Origin of the sequence: Gordonia sp. HS-NH1 (assembly GCF_001418765.1) — a bacterium.
Classification (GTDB): Bacteria; Actinomycetota; Actinomycetes; order Mycobacteriales; family Mycobacteriaceae; genus Gordonia.
In genome coordinates this window covers 42,107-61,789 of the sequence record NZ_LIYC01000029.1, presented here as the reverse complement: position 1 = coordinate 61,789, position 19,683 = coordinate 42,107, and the positions used below count along the sequence as shown (strand labels likewise).

The 19,683-nt window shown below is 65.5% G+C and carries 18 protein-coding genes; 3 read left to right on the top strand and 15 right to left on the bottom strand.

What is annotated here, in order from left to right:
• Nucleotides 1-44: 44 nt before the first annotated feature.
• The 10 genes from AMD30_RS17775 to AMD30_RS17730 all read right to left on the bottom strand — a co-directional run bounded on the left by AMD30_RS17775 (nucleotide 45) and on the right by AMD30_RS17730 (nucleotide 10,565).
• Nucleotides 45-830 (bottom strand): hypothetical protein, encoded by a 786-nt coding sequence (locus AMD30_RS17775; RefSeq protein WP_055476521.1) that lies wholly within the window; start codon nucleotides 828-830, stop codon nucleotides 45-47.
• A gap of 97 nt (nucleotides 831-927) precedes the next feature.
• Nucleotides 928-1,881, bottom strand: coding sequence for an MlaD family protein (locus AMD30_RS17770; RefSeq protein WP_055476520.1), 954 nt, complete (start codon nucleotides 1,879-1,881; stop codon nucleotides 928-930).
• Nucleotides 1,878-2,891: an MlaD family protein gene (locus tag AMD30_RS17765; protein ID WP_014925261.1), complete on the bottom strand. Its 1,014-nt coding sequence runs from the start codon at nucleotides 2,889-2,891 to the stop codon at nucleotides 1,878-1,880. Before AMD30_RS17765 ends, AMD30_RS17770 begins: the two co-directional genes overlap by 4 nt.
• The gene (locus AMD30_RS17760; protein WP_055476523.1) at nucleotides 2,888-3,949 is read right to left on the bottom strand and encodes an MlaD family protein; all 1,062 of its coding nucleotides are present in this window, start codon (nucleotides 3,947-3,949) and stop codon (nucleotides 2,888-2,890) included. The genes AMD30_RS17765 and AMD30_RS17760 overlap by 4 nt, the downstream gene beginning before the upstream one ends.
• On the bottom strand, nucleotides 3,949-4,932 hold the full coding sequence (locus AMD30_RS17755; protein WP_010844070.1) for an MlaD family protein: 984 nt from the start codon (nucleotides 4,930-4,932) through the stop codon (nucleotides 3,949-3,951). The genes AMD30_RS17760 and AMD30_RS17755 overlap by 1 nt, the downstream gene beginning before the upstream one ends.
• Nucleotides 4,929-5,936 (bottom strand): MlaD family protein, encoded by a 1,008-nt coding sequence (locus AMD30_RS17750; protein WP_010844069.1) that lies wholly within the window; start codon nucleotides 5,934-5,936, stop codon nucleotides 4,929-4,931. Before AMD30_RS17750 ends, AMD30_RS17755 begins: the two co-directional genes overlap by 4 nt.
• Nucleotide 5,937: 1 nt before the next feature.
• Nucleotides 5,938-7,020 carry an MlaD family protein gene (locus AMD30_RS17745; RefSeq protein WP_035718007.1) on the bottom strand — a complete coding sequence of 361 codons (1,083 nt, stop codon included), beginning with the start codon at nucleotides 7,018-7,020 and terminating at the stop codon, nucleotides 5,938-5,940.
• A gap of 1 nt (nucleotide 7,021) precedes the next feature.
• Nucleotides 7,022-7,885, bottom strand: a complete 864-nt coding sequence (locus AMD30_RS17740; RefSeq protein ID WP_035718004.1) for an MlaE family ABC transporter permease — start codon at nucleotides 7,883-7,885, stop codon at nucleotides 7,022-7,024.
• A gap of 4 nt (nucleotides 7,886-7,889) precedes the next feature.
• Nucleotides 7,890-8,750, bottom strand: a complete 861-nt coding sequence (locus AMD30_RS17735) for an ABC transporter permease (protein ID WP_010844066.1) — start codon at nucleotides 8,748-8,750, stop codon at nucleotides 7,890-7,892.
• 423 nt (nucleotides 8,751-9,173) lie between these two features.
• A complete protein-coding gene (locus AMD30_RS17730) occupies nucleotides 9,174-10,565 on the bottom strand; it encodes an aldehyde dehydrogenase family protein (RefSeq protein ID WP_010844065.1) in 1,392 nt (463 codons plus the stop codon).
• Between the two features lie 171 nt (nucleotides 10,566-10,736).
• On the opposite strand from AMD30_RS17730, the gene AMD30_RS17725 reads away from it, so the two are divergent.
• Nucleotides 10,737-11,537 carry an enoyl-CoA hydratase/isomerase family protein gene (locus AMD30_RS17725; RefSeq protein WP_035718013.1) on the top strand — a complete coding sequence of 267 codons (801 nt, stop codon included), beginning with the start codon at nucleotides 10,737-10,739 and terminating at the stop codon, nucleotides 11,535-11,537.
• A 69-nt stretch (nucleotides 11,538-11,606) separates the two neighbouring features.
• Here AMD30_RS17725 and AMD30_RS17720 read toward each other — a convergent pair whose 3' ends face one another.
• From AMD30_RS17720 to AMD30_RS17710, 3 genes are all read right to left on the bottom strand, one after another.
• Nucleotides 11,607-12,902: a TetR/AcrR family transcriptional regulator gene (locus tag AMD30_RS17720; RefSeq protein ID WP_010844063.1), complete on the bottom strand. Its 1,296-nt coding sequence runs from the start codon at nucleotides 12,900-12,902 to the stop codon at nucleotides 11,607-11,609.
• A gap of 48 nt (nucleotides 12,903-12,950) precedes the next feature.
• A complete protein-coding gene (locus AMD30_RS17715; RefSeq protein WP_055476519.1) occupies nucleotides 12,951-13,772 on the bottom strand; it encodes an alpha/beta fold hydrolase in 822 nt (273 codons plus the stop codon).
• A gap of 143 nt (nucleotides 13,773-13,915) precedes the next feature.
• A complete protein-coding gene (locus AMD30_RS17710; RefSeq protein ID WP_010844061.1) occupies nucleotides 13,916-14,641 on the bottom strand; it encodes a nitroreductase in 726 nt (241 codons plus the stop codon).
• A gap of 158 nt (nucleotides 14,642-14,799) precedes the next feature.
• On the opposite strand from AMD30_RS17710, the gene AMD30_RS17705 reads away from it, so the two are divergent.
• Nucleotides 14,800-16,122 carry an oxygenase MpaB family protein gene (locus AMD30_RS17705; protein ID WP_010844060.1) on the top strand — a complete coding sequence of 441 codons (1,323 nt, stop codon included), beginning with the start codon at nucleotides 14,800-14,802 and terminating at the stop codon, nucleotides 16,120-16,122.
• The gene (locus AMD30_RS17700; RefSeq protein WP_010844059.1) at nucleotides 16,119-17,276 is read left to right on the top strand and encodes a CaiB/BaiF CoA transferase family protein; all 1,158 of its coding nucleotides are present in this window, start codon (nucleotides 16,119-16,121) and stop codon (nucleotides 17,274-17,276) included. The genes AMD30_RS17705 and AMD30_RS17700 overlap by 4 nt, the downstream gene beginning before the upstream one ends.
• A 55-nt stretch (nucleotides 17,277-17,331) precedes the next feature.
• On the opposite strand, the gene AMD30_RS17695 is transcribed toward AMD30_RS17700, so the two are convergent.
• Nucleotides 17,332-18,471, bottom strand: a complete 1,140-nt coding sequence (locus AMD30_RS17695; protein ID WP_010844058.1) for an acyl-CoA dehydrogenase family protein — start codon at nucleotides 18,469-18,471, stop codon at nucleotides 17,332-17,334.
• A 22-nt stretch (nucleotides 18,472-18,493) separates the two neighbouring features.
• Entirely contained in the window at nucleotides 18,494-19,663 is a 1,170-nt protein-coding gene (locus AMD30_RS17690; protein ID WP_035717998.1) for an acyl-CoA dehydrogenase family protein, read from the bottom strand.
• Nucleotides 19,664-19,683: the final 20 nt, after the last annotated feature.

Genomic DNA, 19,683 nt, shown 5'->3' with positions numbered 1-19,683 from the left:
CGACACTGACCTCAACACCCATTGTCTTCCTCCAGATCTCGTCGTCAGTTGCCCGGGACCGGCGGGTCGGCGGGTGCGGGTTGCCCGGCGGGCGGATTCCCGGGGATCGACGGTTCGCCGCCGGGAGCTTCATTTCCCGGGGTCTCGGCATCCAGATTCGATCCCGTGCTGCTGATCGCGGTGATCAGCCAGTTCTGGCTCTTGTCGAGAGTCACCCGGTAGGTCGCGGTGGACTCGATTCCCGACGGGGCCTGGACGTTCTTCGTCTGCACGTTGACGAAAGCGACGACCTGGTACGTGTTGCCGTCGACCGATTCGACCTTGGCCGCGATCGGCTGCGCCGTCGAGGACCACTGCAGCGGGCGCAGCAGCTGTTCCATCTGGGTCGACGCACGCCGAAGTCGTTCCGAGAGTTCGGGGGACGTGCCCTTGGTGAGCAGTGTCCGCCACTCGTCGGGGTTCTCGAAGCTCATGTCGGCGGCGCCGGTGGCGTAGTCCAAGGCGACCTTCTCGGCCGCAGCGTTGTCGGCCGCGGTCGCCTCCAATCGACCGACCTCGTCCGACGCGCTCTTCCACTGCCAACCCAACAGCGCCACTGCAGCGATGACGAGCACCGCGACGGCACCGATCACGATGGATCTCAACGACACCGACCGGCCGGCAGGCTTCTTGTCCGGCGTGCGCTCGCTGCGCTCCGCCGCGGTCGAGCCGGTGTCCTCGCCGACGGCCTTCTCGGTAGTCCCCGAGTCTGCCGGCGTCGTGCTCTCGTTCTTGTCGGCCTCGGTCTTGTCGGCCTCGGTGTCCGTGTCGGAAGTGATGGTCTTCGTCATCGCCGATCTCCTGTCGATCTCTGCTGGTTGGCTTGTGCCGGAACGTTTGTCACGCCCGCTGGGAGAATCCCGCTCGCTCTTGCGGGGTCGGTCACCGTCACCCCCCTGCCGGGATGCGGATCTCCACTGCCCCGGAATCGGTCGCGTTGATCACGTTGTCCAGTACCCTGCCGACGTCGACGGTCCGCAGCGCTGCCGCACCCGACCGGGTGGCGGGTAACAGGTTGTCACCGATGATCTTGAGGTCCGCACCGCTGTCGTCGAGGAACTTCTGCAAGGCCGCGACGAGTGGCGTCGCCCCCTGGGTGATACCCGTGTACATCGGCCCACTCCAGTCGATGGCGTCCTTGACGCCCGATTCCAGTTCGGCGAAGCCGATTCCGAAGCCGGCCAGGTGCGGCGTTGTCGCGCGCATCAGTCCCGGGATCGCCTCCGAGCGCATGAACAGCGGCTGCATCGTGGCCAGCAACGTGGTCAGTTCGTCAGCACGAGCCGTGAACTCGGCTGTCAGCAGACGTCCCACCTTGTTGAGGTCCTCGATGACCTCGATCCCGTCCGGCAGTCCCATGTCGAGTTCGGCGAACACCCGCTGGACCTTGTCCGGATCGGTTTGTCCGAGTACTTCGGTGACCTGTTCGGAGAGGTCCTTGAAAGTGGCCGCGTTGGAGACGTTCTCGCCCTCGATGTAGGCGTTGTCGGCCAGGTAGGGGCCGCCGGACGTCGTCGGCATCACCGCGACATAGGCCTCCCCGAGCGCCGAGAGATTGTCGACGCGGAAGTTGCTCTCGACGGGGATGTTCTCGGTCTCGTCGTAGTTGCAGGTGATCTCGGCGCCGCGCGAGGACTGCGAGATCTCGGTGACATGCCCGACCTCGATGCCGCGCAACAGAACTCGGGAACCCACCAGGATCCCGTTCGTATCCGGCACCGTGATGGTCGCGTGTCGGGCCGATGGCGAGTTCACGTGCAGTCCGACACTGAGTATGTAGGCGATCGACAGCCCCGCGATGGCCAGCATGGCCACCACCGAGACCCTGGTCTTGGTGATCATCGGATCGCTCCCAACATGCGCAGCAGCATCTTCGCGTCGCCCAGCAGTTCCTTCTTGCCGGCCGCCTGCACCGAGGGGGCCTGCACCGAGGCGATGTTGACCGACGGCCTCTTCGCGAACGGGATGAGCGTGTCCTCCAGGAACTTCGCCATCGCCGTCCCGGTCGCGGGCGCCTGGTCCCACATCCCACGACCGGCCTCGGCGGCATCGGCCGTCGAGTTCAGCAGCGGTACGAGGAACAGGCCGCCGGTGAACACCGACCCCACCGAGGGCAGGAGGGTGCTGATGTGGCGAACCAGCGAGTAGGACACCGTCTTCCAATAGTGCTCGGCCTGCTCGGAGAACACGTTCTCGATCTCGTTCCGGCTGTCGGAGAAGGACCCGGCGACCGCGTTCAGGCTGTTCAGTGTGCGGTCGAGTTGCCCGGTGTTGCGCGAGAGATCGTCGAGGTCCTTCGACACCGTGCTCGCGATCTTGCGCACGTCCTTGACCGGCGGCATCGTGCGGTTCAGCGTCGCCATGGTGTCCTGGACCTTCTGGATGCTGCCGCCGTTGATGAAGTACGCGAGGACAGCGATGGTGTCCTCTAGAGGCGGCGGCGATATCGTACGGTCGCTCGGGATGACGCTGCCGTCGCGCAGCAGCTCACCACCGCCTCCCGCCGGCGGTTGCAATGCCAGGTAGGTGTCGCCGAGCGGCGTGTTCTGCCGGATGATCGCGGAGGAATCCGCGGGGACCGGGCGGTCGTCGGTCAGTCCGACCACCACGTCGACGCCTTCGTCGGTGGTCTCGGTGGATTGCACCCGGCCGACCTGGATGCCGTTCATCATGACGTCGGCCCCGTCCGGCAAATTGAGCACACTCGCGAACTGGAGTGTCACCTGATAGTCAAGCGGCACACTGCTCTTCACCGACGGCAACCGGTTGGGACTCAGCGCCGAACAGCCGGTGAGCCCGACCACGAGTGCGAGCATCGCGGCCAGACCGAGCACGGTTCGTCTACCGATCATTTCTGGAGACCTGCCTTCTGCAACAGGATGGACAGTGCGTTGACAGGTGCCGACTTGCCGCCCCCGACGTCGATCTTCGGCGCCACATAAGGCACCGAGAGCGCGCCCGAGACCGACTCCTGTTCGCGCATGGCGGCGGCGACCGACGGTGTCATGGCCACGAGTTGCCCGAGTTCGGGAGCCCGCTGTGCGCCGTAGGCGATGATGTCCTCCACCGGTCCGTGGAGCAGCGGCCACAGGATGTCCTCGCCGTAATTGCGCTGGATGTCGTACATCAGCGCGATCGTCCAACCGATCCCTCGGCAGAACCTCGCGACGTCGTAGAACAGGGTCGTACCGAGCTGGGTGACCGAGGGCATCTGGTTCATGATCGACATGATCTGATCCCAGTTCTTCACGGCGTCGTCGGTCAGCGGTGCCATGTCCCTGATGGACGAACCGATGTCTGCGACGAATGCGTCGGGATTCTGCGCCGCGCGGGCCGCGTTCTCGAACATCCGTGCCGCCTGCGGGCCGGTCCCGGCAAAAGCTCGGTCGGCGCCGTCGAGAACCGTCTCGAGGTCGTCGCCACCGTTGTCGGACAGCGATTTCAGGAAGTCCGATGCCGACGCGGCGACCTCGGAGATGCTCTTGGGGGTGAACGAGTTCTCCACGCCCACGCACGTACCCTCCTCGAGGACCGGTCCACCGGTGTAGTTGCCCACCAGCTCCAGACTCCGGTCGGCCAGCAGCGACTTGGATCTGGTCACCGCCTTGACGTCTGCTGGGTACGTGCGACCGGGATCGAGGGCGAAGGTGACCCGTACATGGTCACCTCGGCTCTCTATCCGATCGATGGTTCCGACCCGGATGCCCATCTGTGTCACCGGGTTTCCCTCGTACAGACCGATCGTGTCCGCGATGTCGACGCAGAACCCGTCACCGCCGGGCGCACTGTCGTCGACGCCGGTGGCGCCTGCCGACGTCAATCCGATCGTGGTGATCACGCCGAGCAACACCACCACGGTCCCCAGCGAGATGGCGAGCCGCCGTTTCGAGGAGCCAACGATCGCTCTCATCAGCAGTTCCTTCCGGGGATGGGGATGCACACGTTCTCGGTCCACAGGGTGCCGCCCCCGACCTGCCGCATGCCTTCGGGTGTCATCCACTGCGCCAGCTTCTTCCGCGTCGCCACCAGACCGTCGATGGCCGGCCCGAGTTGTTGTTGCAGGCGGATGATCGTGTCTTTCATCTGGTTCACGTGAGTGGAGACCAGTTCACTGTGGTTGAGGTAGAACCGCATGAACGGGGCCAGCTTCATGAGGACGTTCGCGAACAGTTTGTAGGCGTAGTTGAAGCCCGCGGAGTTCACGTGGTAGGTGCTCACGACCATGTCGATCTTGCGGATCAGCTCGAAGACGAACTCCCGGTTTCCGTTGAACGTCTGCAGGTATTCGGAGGCGAGAGCGGCGATCTGGTGAACCTGGCCGCGCTGTCGGTCGAACACTGAGGTCACCGACTCGAGCCCGTTCACGATCGAACGCAGCGAGGTGTCGTTTCCGTCCAGGGCGCCGGCGACCTGATCCAGGTTCGCATTGACCTCGGTGGTGTCGACCGTGTCGGTCGTGCTGGGCACGGCTTGGATCACGTCACCGATCGAGTACGGCACCGTCACCCGGCCGGCCGGGATCGGGGACTTCAGTTCTTCGCGACCGAGCGGGATCATGGTGATCGCGTATCCGCCCACCGGCGTGAGCATCCGGACCTCCATCTTCGTCTGGTCACCCACGAAGGTCTCTTCGTCTATCCGTGCGGTGACCTTCACCCGGTCGGGTTGGAGGGCCACCTCGGAGACCTTGCCGATGCTGATGCCCGCGACGCGAATGTCCTGACCGGTCTCGATCGCCGACGCATCGGTGACCTCGAAGGTGATCGTCTTCTGGCCCGGTGGGCGCAGGTAGATGATCGCAAGGGTGCCGAGGAGGGCCACCACCACCACGAGTACGACCACGCCGAGTACGCCGTCGTTCGACGTGAACCTGCGAATCCCTTTCTGGTTCATCGATTGCACAGGACCACCTCGCTGCCGGTCATCAGGATTCGGACGTCGGACGGGATGTGTGCGCGTCCGTTGGCGCACTGCTTGCTGAACGATGCATGGGTGTCGATGCCGCGCAGTCCGGCGAGTGCGTTCGGCATCAGCTGGAAGGACTTCAACGCTTCTTGCATGGACGAGAAGGTGGTCTTCAGGAACACGTCGACGTCGAATTCCTCGTTGACACCGAGCGCCACCAGGAGCCTCTCGATCGGTTCGAACAGTGCGGGGCCGGCGCTCGCGGTCACCGCGAATTCGTCCAGCACGGTCATGGCGTTGCTGATGGGTAGATCGACAGCCTCCAGGAAGCCCATGACCTGCGGCGACCGGCCGCCCATCGTGTCGGCGATACGGGCCAGATTCGACGTCAGCGTCGAGATGAGCTGCTGACGGTTCTCGGCGAACCTCGCCAGCTTCTGCGTGCTCTCCAGCATCGGCCCGAGTCCACTGCCGTCACCCTGGAGCAGGGCGATGGCGTTCTCACTGAACTGGTTGACCTCGTCGGCGTTCATCGTCGTCAGCACCGGCTGGAGACCGTTGAACAGCGATGTGATGTCGAAGGACGGGACGGTCTGCGCTGTTGTCGCATGGCTCACCATGCGCCCCGTCGTCTCACCGGGCTGCAGGTCCAGATACCGCACGCCGGTGAGATTCTGGTACTTGATCGCCAGGGTCGAGGTCGACGTCAGTTTCTGACTGTCATCCATGGTGAACTCGACGCTTGCGTAGGGCTTTCCGTCGTCATCGCGTTCGAGGTCCACCGAGATGATCTTGCCGATCCGCTTCCCGCGGAATCGGACGTCGCCGTTGTCGTGGAGACCCGATGCGTCGGTGAAGTCGGCACGGTAGGTGACCACACTGGCATCCACCGGATTGCGCATGGCGTTCACGACGAGCACGAACAGCATGACCGTCACCGCTGCGACCACCGCGACCTTGGCACCGGCGACAACTGTGCTGCGAGATGCCATCTCAGTTACCTCCTGCGCGTGGGCCGACTGCACGCATCTTCTCCAGCGGACCCGAGACTGCGGGGACACTGTCGAGCAGGAGGCGCAGCTGCAGCGTCTTGCTCGCGTCGTCGCCTCTGAAACTGTTGCGCAACTGTTCGATTGCCTTTCGTGTCTTCGCCATCGACGCGCCGCCGCCGATCATCTGCGGCACCGGGTCGATCAGGTACTTGAAGGACGTGACCAGGGGCGTCAGATCCGTCGCATGCGACGCGAGGAGCGTTCCGGCCGCGCCGAACAGCCCACCGGAGGCCACGTTCAGTGATCGGTTCATCAGGTCGTGATAGGCCTCGTCGACGCCGCGCGACCCGTCCGGCATCTTGTTGAAGACGCTCTCGGTGATCGCGTAGAGACTCTTCATGGCCTCCCGGTTGAATCCCGGGAACGCCTCGGCGAGGTCGTTCATCTCGCGCAGCAGCGTGCTGGGCATGTGCCGCTGGGTTCGGGCCACCTTGTCCGTGAAGATGATCGCGGTCTCGATCAGCGGCGAGAGACCGTCGGCGTACCGCATCACCTCGTCGAGGCTGTCGATCATGTCCCGCGTCAGGGTCCCGTCCACGACGATCGAACTCCGCTCGATCATGGTCGACATCGTGAAGTCGGGCGCCGCGGAACGGCGGACGGTCTGCCCGTCGGAGAGATGCGCCCCGCCCGGCATGGCGATCAGGTTCACCGCGGTGACGCCGAAGTAGTTCTGCGGCCGGTAGTCGACCTCGAACGAATCGGTGAGGCTCTCCGCGGCCTGGGCATCGAGCACCACATCGACGTGTACGACGTCGGGATCGGTGGAGTCGATGGCCGTGACTTCACCGACCTCCGCGCCGCGCAAAAGGATTCGGCTTCCGGTGTCCACGCCGGGTCCGAGGGCGGGCAACACGAGGTGCAGGTCGGTGCCCTTGGGCGCGGTGGCCCGGGGGTACACCACAGCGAACACCGTGACGATGACCACGAGCACCGCGACCGCGGCGATGCCGGCGTACACGAGAGTCCGGGTCTGGCCTCGAGCATCCCCGCGGATGAAGTCCTGACTGCTGTAAGACGACACATCAACCCCTGAACGGAAGGACCGGATTGAGGCCCCAGATGGCCACGGTCATGAGGAAATTGAGAACAACGATGGCAACGAGACTCGCGCGGATCGCCCGTCCGGACGCAGCCCCGACACCCGCCGGTCCACCGGAGGCGAAATACCCGTAGTAGCAGTGGATGATGGTGATGACCGCGCAGAAGATGAGTGCCTTGGCGACCGACGCCAACAAGTCGGGTATCGACACGAACTGGGCGAAGTAGTGGTCGTAGGTCCCCTCGGGTTGTTCGTGGAAGAGCTTCACGATCAGCCCACCTGTCAGGAAGCTGACGACCAGGGCCATGAGATAGCTGGGCAAGACCACGAGCATCCCGCCGATCAGCCGGGTCCCGACGACGAACGGGATGGCGCGCAGACCCATGGTCTCGGTGGCGTCGATCTCCTCGGAGATCCGCATGGCGCCGATCTCGGCGGTCATGCGGCAGCCCGCCTGAGCCGCGAACCCGATACCGGTGATGATCGGCGCGACGACACGGATGTTGCCGAACGAGTTGATGATCCCGGTGAGGGCGCCGAAGCCGAGCAGGTCGAACGCCATGAAGGCCATGATCGCCACGACCGACCCGACGGCGATCCCGAGGAAGAACATCAGGCTGACCACGCCACCGTCGACGATGATCGAACCGCTACCCCACGCCATGTCGTTCATGGTCTTCATCGTCTGCTTGCGGTAGTGCCGGATCGTCGTGGGCAGCAAGGCGAATGTCTTGCCCACGAACAAGACGATCTGGCCGAAGGTCGCGAACGCGGCGGTGAATCGATCGCTCACCGATCGGCCGACACGGGCCACGATGCTCGGTCGTGAGAGGGCTTCTGTCGTCATCGCGTCACGCCAATCGGGCCGGGAAGAACATGGCCTGCAGCTGACTGACCGCCATGTTCGTCATGAAGATGCACAGGACACTGAGGACAACCGAGGCGTTGACCGCGTTGGCGACACCCTTCGGGCCACCCTTCGCCTCCAGTCCCCGCAAGCTGGCGATCACCACGACGATGAACGCGAACAGGACCGACTTGAGCACGGAGAACATCAAGTCCGTCGGAGTCGCGAAGGTTCCGAAAGACTGCCAGAAGCTGGCCGGGACCACGTCGTTCACATTGGCCGAGATCGCCAGTCCGGCAGCGACACCCGACGCGATGATCATGACGCACAAGGCCGGGGCGATGGCGAGCATCGCCAGGAATCGGGGCACGATGAGCCGCTGGACCGGATTGACGCCGATGACCCGCATCGCCTCGATCTCCTCCCGGATGGACCGCGCGCCGAGGTCCGAGGCGATCGCCGATGCCGCGGCGCCGCTCATCAGGAGGCCGGCCGCCATGGGCGCGCCCTGGTTTACGACACCCAGGCCGGAGGCTGCGCCGGCGAGCGAGTTCGCGCCGACCTGGTCCATGACGCCGCCGACCTGGACCGAGACCTCCGCGCCGATCGGGACCGCCATGAGCAGGGCCGGGAGTGCGGTGACCTTGAACAGCTTCCACATCTGATCGATCACCTCGGCGCCGGCCAGACGCATCGAGATCGCGTCGGTGATCGCGAAGCGGATCATCTCCATCGCCAGTCGCGCCGAGCGACCGATGGTCGCCAGACTGCGGGTGATCCGGTCGATCACGCCGCCGCCCACCTTGCGGAGGGCCTCGGCCGATCTGATTCCCGGACTGCGCTCCCCCAGAGCACTGACAGTCATTTGGATCCTCTCGAATTCTCGCGGATACCGCGTCCGCCTCGGTTTTCTGCGCCACGACCGGCCGCCACCTGCCGGGCCGCGCGACGCTCGCGGTGCGCGCCACCGGGCTGAGGCGCGCGTGACATGTGGCCTAAAGCCTTTAGCTCAACTACTGTGATCCCCGCCACTTGCGATCGTTAAGAGGCTAGCAGACATAAGACGTATCTCGTCAAGTGTCAGCAGCTCTGCCATTCCGACGGACCTCGCCAACGCCCCACGACCCGGCTTCGGCGTCGGACATACGACCAGTTCAGACCCCATGCGAAACCCAGACCCCCGGAATCCGCACAGAAGCCGTGCCGGGCACGGCACCTGTGCGGACACACGGACAAATCCTCGCGTTCGCCCGCGGTCGATCACGCAATACCTAATCCTTGTAGTTCATCAGCCCATCAATCGCCGGAGGACCTTCTCCATGGAGCGTCCGTACGGCGGATAGGTGGCGGCGAGGTCCGGGCGGGCGGGTTTGCTCAGGACCGACTTCCGGTGACTGAATGTGTCGAACCCGTTCCTGCCGTGGTAGTTCCCCATACCCGATGCGCCGACTCCGCCGAACGGCAATTCCGGCACCAGCAGCTGATACAGCAGGTGGTTGACCACGACCGAACCGGACGACGTCTGCTCGACCACGAACTCCTCGACCGCCTTCGACTCGGTGAAGAGATAGAGCGCAAGGGGTTTGGGTCGCGCGTTGACGAACGCGGCCGCGGCCGCGACGTCGGGGACCGAGACGAGCGGCAGGATCGGACCGAAGATCTCTTCCTGCATCAGCTCCGAGCCGAGATCGGGGTCGGTGACCAGCGCCGGCTTGATGGTTCGCTTGGCATCGTCGATCTCGCCGCCGTACTGCCCACCACCGTGTGTGCCGAGAACGCGCCGCAGTCGGTCGACGTGACGCTGATTGACGATGCGGGTGGTGTCGTAGGCGGCGCGCAGCGGCAGCTCCTCGAGCAACCGCCCGACCAGCGCCGGCCGCACCGACTCCTCGACGAGGACATAGTCCGGGGCGGTGCACGTCTGGCCGGCGTTCACCGACTTCGCCCAGGCGATTCGACGCGCGGCGACGTCGAGGTCCGCATCCGCCGCGACGATCACGGGGCTCTTCCCGCCCAGCTCCAGCGTGACCGGGGTCAGATGGCGGGCACTCGCCTCCATGACAGCCCGGCCGACCGAGGTCGAGCCGGTGAAGAACGTGTGATCGAAGGGCTGAGCGGCGAGCGAGGCACTGACCTCCGCGTCACCGAGCACGACCGAAACGGCCTCGGTGTCCAGGTACCGCGGCAGCTGCTCGGACAGCAGCCGTGCGGTGGCGGCCGAGAGTTCGGACGGCTTGACCACCGCAGCGTTACCGGCGGCGAGCGCACTCACCAACGGGTGCAGGGTCAGCAGAAGGGGGAAATTCCAGGCGCCGAGGATGAGCGCGACACCCTTCGGCTCCGAGACCACCCACGCCTTGCCCGGCGCGGTCGCCGCACTCATCCGAACCTTCTCGGGCTTCACCCAACGACCCAGATGCGCGAGGGTGTGCCGGATCTCGTGGCGGACCGGTGCGACGTCGGCCATGAAGGTCGCCATGTGCCCGCGCCCGAGATCGGCTTCGATCGCGGCCGCGATCGCCGGTTCGCACTCGTCGATGAACCGCAGCAGTCCCTCGAGCTGCGCGACCCGCCACGACAGCGGCCTCGTCCGACCGCTGTCGAATGCCCTGCGCGCCAGCGCCAGAGCCGCACCCGGCTCACTGCGCGCCTCGCTCGTCGATATCTCGGTAACGCTCATCGGTGATCGTCGCTTTCTACGTGCTTCGAGGACCTGGCCCTCAGCTGGATGTGCGGTGAGCGTACATAGTGTTCAGACGTGATGTCAATCACTCGGGCGGCCCGAGTGGGACGATTGTCCCGGCCAGCATACAAATTGTCTGGATGCAACGTCTGGATTATGGTGACACGCATGATCGACTGGACCGTCACCTCGCACACCGAGACCCTCGAGACCGCGACGGGCGACGGGGTCGCTCGCCTGACGATGTCGCGGCCCGCCTCGCTCAATGCATTCGACGACGCGCTCCAGCGGGACTTCCTCGACGCCGTCGTCGCGGCCGCGGAGGACGACGCGGTGCGGTGTGTCCTGATCACCGGGCGAGGTCGCGCATTCTCCGCGGGCGCCGATCTCGCGCTCGATGAGATCGGTCCGCACGTCCGGTTGGCGCCGCGCACGGAGCGCGAGCTCACCCGGTTCTACAACCCGATCGTCCGTCGGCTGCGCGAGATGCCGAAACCCGTCATAGCAGCCGTGAACGGCGCGGCCGCGGGGGTCGGTTGCGCCGTGGCGGTCGCGTGCGACCACGTCGTCGGCGCACAGTCGTCGTCCTTCGCACTGGCGTTCTCGAAAGTGGGACTGACCCTCGACGGCGGGGCATCACTCCTCGTCGGGGCTCGAGTCGGGTTCGGCCGCGCATCCCGGATGGCCCTGCTCGCAGAGCGAATCGACGCCGACACCGCGCTGGCATGGGGCTTGATCGACGCGGTGGTCGATGACGACGATCTGTCCGGCCACACCGAGGCCCTCGCCCGAGAACTCGCATCCGGGCCCACCGACGCCTACGCCGCGACCAAGGCCAGCCTGAACGTCGCATTCCTCCACCGCCTCGAGGATTCGTTCGAGTCGGAGATCGCAGGACAGACCGCACTGGTGGACGGAGACCATTTCCGCTCCGCGATCACGCGATTCGCATCACGTCCGAGATCCTGAGCGCGCCCGCGCATCAGACTCCGCCGAGGTTCGGCGGCTTCGGACGATGTCAGCGGGTTCCGCTGTATCTCAACGGGTTCCGTAGATGGCCGCGTACATGAACCTGGCCACCATGTCGGTGACCGCGTCGATGTCGGTGAGATGCGCCTCGCCGGCCAGTGATCCCGCGATCGTGCGCTCGATGGTCCACAGGAGTGTGGCGGTGTACTCGCGTGCGGGAGGGCCGTCCGGCGCCAGTCCTCGTTCGCGATCGGTGAGAATGATCGACTCCAGAGTCGTCTCCATGGCATTCATCGCCGCGAGGTACTCGGCGCGCAGTTCGGGCAGGCGCGGCCATTCGTGGACGGCGTTCTTGATGACGGCGCCCGCGTAACCGTCGAGGTGCAGCCACTGCCCGACCTGCTCGAGGAGGGCAGACGGGTCCTGACGGTCGACGTCGGCGACCGCGGTCAACGCCGAGACGATGTCCTTGGCCGCCTCCCGGAACAGCACGACGAAGGCGTCTTCCTTGCTACGGAAGTAGAAGTAGAACGACGCCCGAGAGGTGTTGGAGTGCTTCAGGATCTTGGCGACAGACAATTGCGCGAGCGTCTCGGTCAGCAGCAGTTCCCGCATGGCCTGGAGGATGTTCTGCGCCGTCTCGGTCTCGGCCGGCGCATCCTGGGCGGCAGGCAACAGCTCTCGCGCGGTGTCGACCGGACGTCCCGCCTTCTTCCGCTTCGCCCGCTGTGCCGTTCGGCCGCCGTAGATGGCCGCTTCGTTGATCGCACTCAGAGACGTGGTGACGCTCGCCGCGGCGGGGAGCCGGTCGTCCAGCCCACGCGTGCTGACGTAGAAGGCCCGCTCGGAACCGCCGACCAGCATCGCGGCGAGCATGTCGGCGGGGGCGCCGTCCGGCGCACGACCCTCCGCTCGGAGGAACTTGATCTGTTCGGCGACCGCCGAGACGAACTGCTCGAACATCCGTTGCCAGGCAGCGGCGACAGCGGGCTTGCTGTGCATGTGCTCGATGACCGCACAGATGACCGCGCCGTGCCGCGACCACATCTCGAGCGTGTGCTCGAGACTCGAACCCATGCTGCGAGCCCGGTCTCGTCCGGGATCGGTGGACCACGGCGCGTCGTTCCCGTACGACTCGTCGAACACCTGTCCCAGAAGCGCCACCAGCACGTCGTACTTGTTGGCAAAGTAGTGATAGAAGTTGGCCCGGGAGAGTCCGGCCGTCTCCAGGATCTGCGCGACGGTCAGATCCTGGAGAGACGTGGAGGTCAGAAGCTCCTCCGTGGCCTTGAACACCGCGAGTTCCGCCGGGGAGCTTCCGTCGTAGTCACGGGGGCGCCGTCGCACGAAGGAACTCGAAGTCATCTCGCCATCATACTCGATGTCCGGACATGACGTCTGTCGCCACTCGGGTCATCCGACCGGGGCCTGCACCGATCGGACCCCGCTCAGCAGCGCCGCGTCGAATTCGTCCGGACACTCCAGCATCGGATAGTGCCCGACATCGAACTCGACGAGAGTGCTGCCGAGCCGCTCACGCACCCATCGCGCACCGCGAACCGACAACGCGGGGTCCGCCGTACCGATGATCTGCGTGACCGGTACCGAGAGATCGTCCAGCAGACGCGTCTGCTCGGTGCACATGAGCGTTCGAAGCGCCGCGCGGCCGGCCCAGCTCGGTGTCTGCAGCGAGATGCGGTGCAACCAGTCGAGGACGTGCCGGTCCGGCGAGCCCTTGAACGGGTCGCCGACGGCACGACGCCGCAACGTGACCCGATCGGCGTGCTCCGCCGCGAGCAGGCTCTCGAGGGGGCCGTCCGGGGGTACGCCGAAGGGAAAGTCCTCGCACCGGGCCGCCGCGACTCCGTTGGTGGCCACCAGAACCAGGGAACGCGCCAGGTCGGGACGTTCGCACGCCAGGCGAAGGGCGACCATTCCGCCGAGCGACCAGCCCACCACCGCAGCGGGGCCGAGCCCGCACTGTTCGATGACCTCGGCGGCGTCGCGGGCGAGAGAGTCGATGTCGTAACCGTCCAGCGGTGCGTCCGAGCGTCCGTGACCACGCAGATCCATGGCGACGACCCGATGGCCGCTCTCGGCCAGCACTCGTATCTGCCGGTCCCACACCTCGCTGCTGAGAGACCAGCCGTGGATGAGCAGGACGCCTGGCCCGTCACCGAGTTCGCGCACACCGATCTCGACACCGTCACGCACTCGCACGTGTCGCAGTGTCATGAGACCGCGCCCATCGACTCGACGAGGCTCGTTCGGGTTGTCAACATGAAGTCATCTCCTGGTCGTGAACGGGCGCGGTCGCGCCCGGCAAGTGATCAGCACTGAGCTGTCTCCGTAAAGCACTGCCGCAGTGGCAGTGTGGGTCATCGATGAAAGGTCGCGACCTCGGACGTCGACTGACGACCGGTCCGGTAGGAGTTGACCGGCGCGTCGTCGTCGGGATAGCCGAACGAGATCCCGACGACCACATGCCGTCCGGGGTCGAGCCCGAGTTGCTCACGGATGACCGGCGCCTGCGCCGCCAGCGCCGCCTGCGGAATGGTCGCGATCCCCGCGGAGTGGGCCGCCAGGACGAAATTGCTCACGAACAGTCCACAGTCGACGGCGCCGTAGGGACCCAGCGCGGCCTCGGTCGTGACGATCGCGACGTGCGGCGCATCGAAGAAGTCGAAGTTGCGCAACATCTGTCGCGCCGACCCAGCCCGGTCGGACTTGTCGATCCCGAGGCTCGCATACAGCTGCAGTCCACTCTCGCGACGGCGCTCCTGATACACACCCTGATAGGACACCGGGAACTCGATGTCGGGATTCTGTGTCGGCCCTTCGGAAATGGCGGCCCGGAGGGCCTCCCGGAGACGCACGGTCGCCGCGCCACTCACGATGTCGACGTGCCAGGGCTGGGTGTTGCACCAGGACGGCGTCATTCGGGCCAGGTCGAGCACCCGGTCGATCTCTTCCCGAGGCACGTCCTCCGACCGGAAAGCGCGACAGCTCCACCGCGACGACAACAGCTGACGCAACGTCTCATACGACGACGAATCCACGGACGACACCGACCCTTCGCCGGCCTGCGCGGACAACTGTGACATCTGAACTCCTCGATCCGTTGGGGCCGCCGCATCGACGGCGGCGAGGCCGACGGGCGACCATACAGGGAGTGTAGACATAGTGTTCAGTACAGTCTACCCTGTGCTGTAACGGCGATCACATGCGGTCGACGTTCCGAGTCGAATTCATAGGAGGCGCGATGACCATCACCGAGCCACATACGGAGAAGATGTCATTTCGTGGCGACCTCGACGTGCCGCCCGGGTTGCCCCGCGGCATCGATCTGGGACGAATTGCCAACAAGGACAGAGCAATCGCGATGTACGGGCGTGATCTGGTCGAGAAGCTGACCGATCACGCCCTCCTCGCCGACGACTATGCCTACGCGGCGATGCTCGATTTCAAGGACAAGTCGAACAATTCGACCTGGCGCACGTTCGATCAGGCGCTCGACCACGGGATCGACGCCATCGACGACCCCAGTCCGGGTCTCGTCGCGCTCTTCGATCAACTCGACCACATTCCCGAATGGGTGGATTTCGATCAGCTCTACCGGGGCGCGGTCGCGTTCTGGCGGGCCGGGCCCATCGTCCCGCCCGTCCTCGCCTGGGGTGCGATCGCCGGCGGGTTCTCGATGTACAGCGCCACGCGTCCCGTGCTGTTCAGCGGACGCCTCCGCGAGCAGGACAAGGTCGGCACTCGACTCATCGAGAGTTTCCGGTACGTGGTGGCCGCGTACACCCCGGGCGGGATGCAGCGATTCGAGGAGGGGTTCCGGCTCACCGCGAAGGTCCGGATGATCCATGCCGCGGTCCGGCACAGTCTGGGACGATCCGACCACTGGGACTGGGCCGGATGGGGCATCCCGATCAACAACCTCGACAGCATGGTCACCCAGGCCGGACAGTTCGGCGTCAAGTTCACCGACGCGGTCCAGTCGTCGGGGTTCCGTTACAGCGACCGCGAACTCGAGGACATCTTCGCCCTCAGCCGCTACGTCGGCTATGTCATCGGTGTCCCCGAGGACATCCTGCACACGGACTACGAGGACGCCCGCCGCAAGACCGACCTGCACACCCTCATCGAGTTGCCGCCCGACGAGCTCTGCCACGATGTCGTGCATTCGATCATCGAATACAGCGTGGAGAATCCCCCCGGGGACGTCGAGGTGCTACCCGGCCCCGTGGCGAAGTTCATGACCAACGAGCGCAGGCTCAAGCTCGCCTACGGACTGTTGCACTCGTGGATTCCCCCGCATGTGATGGACGCACTCGGCGTGGAGAAGACCGGGTGGAGGCACATCCTGCCCACCATCAGTCCGCTGGTGTCCCTTGCCGATCGAGTCGGACGGATTCTGCCGCACGACGACGAGAAGGCCGCCTTCACGATGCTGCGTCAGTTCAACGACGCCATCAAGCTGCCCGATGGCGCGAGCAAGGAGATGGCGGTGGCCAACCCGGACGAGGTCCACGCCGACATCGCCGCGAACAAGGGCGGCATGCCGGTGGTCGTGAAGCAGTGAGCGAGTCACCGACCCCGCCCCTGGCCGGCACGCGCATCATCGAGCTCGCGGGCATCGGACCGGGTCCGTTCGCGGCGATGATGCTGGCGGACATGGGTGCCGAGGTCATCACCGTCGACCGTCCCGGGGGAAACCCGTGGGCGGTCGGCGGGCACGGCATCCTGTTCCGCAGTCGTAGGCACATCGCGGTCGACCTCAAGACCGAAGCGGGTACCGATGTCGTCCGCCGCCTGTGCGCCGACGCCGACGGACTCATCGAGACGTTCCGGCCCGGTGTCGCCGAGCGTCTCGGCGTGGGACCGCAAGACTGCCAACGGGTCAATCCGGACCTCGTGTACGGGCGTATGACCGGGTGGGGACAGTCCGGCCCGATGGCCCAGCTCCCCGGACACGACATCAACTACATCGCCCTCACCGGGGCACTGCATCAGATCGGCCGGAAGGGGGAACCCCCGGTTCCCCCGCTGAATCTGGTGGGTGATTTCGGCGGCGGCGGGACCTTCCTCGCATTCGGCATGCTCGCCGGAATACTCTCCGCGCGAGCCGGTCACGGAGGACGGGTCGTCGATGCGGCGATGATCGACGGCGCCTCGGCGCTGATGGCCATGTTCCACTCCTATCGCGCCGAGGACTCCTTCGTCGAGGACAGGGGTGCGAACCTCCTCGACACCGGCGCCTTCTTCTACGACGTCTACCGAACCCGAGATGACAAGTGGGTCAGTATCGGTGCGATCGAGAACCAGTTCTGGCTGGAGCTGTGCGATGTCCTCGGACTGCCGGAGGTGATGCGACACGACCACCTCGACCCGGAACGGTGGGACGACTACCGCATCGTGCTGCAGAAGCGGGTCGCGGAATACGACCGCGCGGAACTGGACTCCGCGTTCGCCGGGCGGAACACCTGCTACGCGCCGGTCCTGACGATGTCCGAGGCCATCGAACATCCGCATCATCAGGCGCGCAACACCTTTGTGACCGTGGACGACGTCGTCCAGCCCGCACCCGCTCCGCGCTTCGACGGTCAACCGCCCACGGTTCCCCGTCCGCGACGCGCGCCGGGGGCCGACACGCGCGACGTGCTGCTCGCTGCCGGGTATTCCGAGACCCGGATCGAGTCCTTGCTCGCCGACGGCGTGGTCGACTCCACCCCATGATCTCGGTGGTTGCCCGGTCGACCCCCCTTCCCGGGCAACCACCGATTCACTTCCTCTACAGGCCCAGCGATCGACCGACGATCTCGCGCATGATCTCGTTGGTGCCGCCGTAGATTCGCTGCACACGTGCGTCGCGCCAGCGTCGCGCGACGTCGTACTCCTCCATGTACCCGTACCCGCCGTGCATCTGCAGGCAGGTGTCGAGAGCGGAGAATTCGAGTTCGGTGGTCCAGAACTTCGCGCCCGCCGCTTCTGCCGCGGTCAGTTCGCCGGCATTCTGTGCCTCGATACACCGGTCGACGAACACGCGCGCGATCGACACCTGAGTGGTGAGTTCCGCGAGGGTGAACCGATTTGCCTGGAAGCTGCCGATGGGTTGTCCGAAAGCCTTGCGCTCCTTCGCATAGGCGACCGCGGTCTCGACGGCGTGCTCGGCCTGTGCGACGGCCACCACCGCCATGGACAACCGCTCCTGGGCGAGGTTGCGCATCATGTAGTGCAGCCCCTTGCCCGGTTCGCCGAGAACGTCTGCGTCGGAGACCAGTACGTCCTCGAAGAAGAGTTCGGCTGTGTCCTGGGCTTTGCGCCCGATCTTCTCCAGCTTCCGGCCGCGTTCGAATCCGTCTTGGTCGGCGGAGACCACGAAGAGACCGAAACCTCCACCGTCGTCCTCCGGTATCCGTGCCGCCACGATGATCAGGTCGGCCTGGATGCCGCGGGTGATGAAGGTCTTGGACCCGCTCAGGCTCCAACCGCCTTCTCTGCGAACGGCGGTCGACTTGATGGCACGCAGGTCCGAGCCCGTACCCGGCTCCGACATGGCGATCGCGATCGCCGTGTCGCCGCTCACGATGCCCGGCAGCCACCGCTCCTGCTGCTCCGGAGAGGCGATGTCGAGGAAGTAGGGCAACACGATGTCGTTGGTCAGCGAGAAGCCGTCGCCGACGGTTCCGGTGCGGACCACCTCCTCGTTCAGGACGGCGTTGAACCGGAAGTCCCGCAAGCCGGCGCCGCCGTACTCCTCGGGTGCCGCGAAGCCGACCAGGCCCTGATTCGCTGCCGCGGTCCAGAAGTCGCGCCCGACCTCGCCGGCCGCTTCCCACTTTGCCGTGTGCGGTACGGCCTCCTTGAGCAGGAACGCCCGGACCGTGTCGCGGAACTGCTCGTGTTCGGTGTCGAAAATGGTTCGTTTCATGGTGATGTTCTCCTCGGAGTCCTCAGCGGAAGAGGGACTTGCCGATGATCTCCTTCATGATCTCGTTGGCGCCGCCGTAGATCCGCTGAACGCGGGCGTCCACATAGGCTTTCGCGATGGGGTACTCGGCCATGAAGCCGTAGCCGCCGAACATCTGCAGGCACCGGTCGGCGACCCGTCCCTGGACCTCGGTCGCCGCGAGTTTGGCCATCGCCGCTCGGTCCGCGGTCAGATCGCCGGTCGTGTGCTGTGACAGGCAGTCGTCGACGAAGGCACGGACGACCTCGGTCTGCACATACGCGTCGGCCAGAGTGAACCGGGTGTTCTGGTTGGCCGACAGCGGTTTCCCGAAGGCGGTCCGCGTGGACACGTATTCCCGCGCGAGCTCGATCGCCCGGCCTGCCGCAGCCGTACTGGCGACCGCGATCGTCAGCCGTTCCTGGGGCAGGTTCGTGACCAGGGCACGGAATCCGGCTCCTCGTTCACCGAGCAGGTTCTCCTTCGGGATCCGTGCGTCGTCGAAGAACAGCTCCGCGGTGTCCTGTGCGTGCATGCCGATCTTGTCCAGGTTGCGACCCCGCCGGAAACCGGGCGTATCGCGCTCGACGACCAGAAGCGACAGACCGCCGTGACGGTCACCGTCGTTCTCGGTCCGTGCGGCGACGATGATCAGGTCGGCGTTGATGCCGTTGGAGATGAAGGTCTTCGATCCGTTCAGCACGTAGTGGTCGCCGTCGAGGGTTGCCGTGGTGGAGATGCCGGCGAGGTCCGACCCGGTCCCCGGCTCGGTCATCGCGATGGCCGCGATGAGTTCCCCGGAAACCAGACCCGGCAGCCACCGCTTCTTCTGCTCCGACTCGGCGTAACGCTCGAAGTAGGGCACGCAGATGTCGTTGTGCAGATTGATCCCGAACGACATCACGCCGGCGTCGGCGACCTCTTCGGCGATGATCGCGTTGAACCTGAAGTCGTCGGTGCCGCCACCCCCGAACTCCTCGTCGACCGACATGCCGAGGAAGCCGTGCGAGCCGGCTCGCGTGAAGAGCTCGCGCGGGATGAGTCCCTCTCGTTCCCATCCCTCGTAGCCGGGTACGACCTCCGCGTCGAGGAACCGACGAAAGCTGTCGCGGAATGCTTCGTGCTCGGGTTCGTACACCGAACGCGCGGCGGGACGATTCACAGTGGAAGTCATTGGTGAGTGATCCTGTCTGT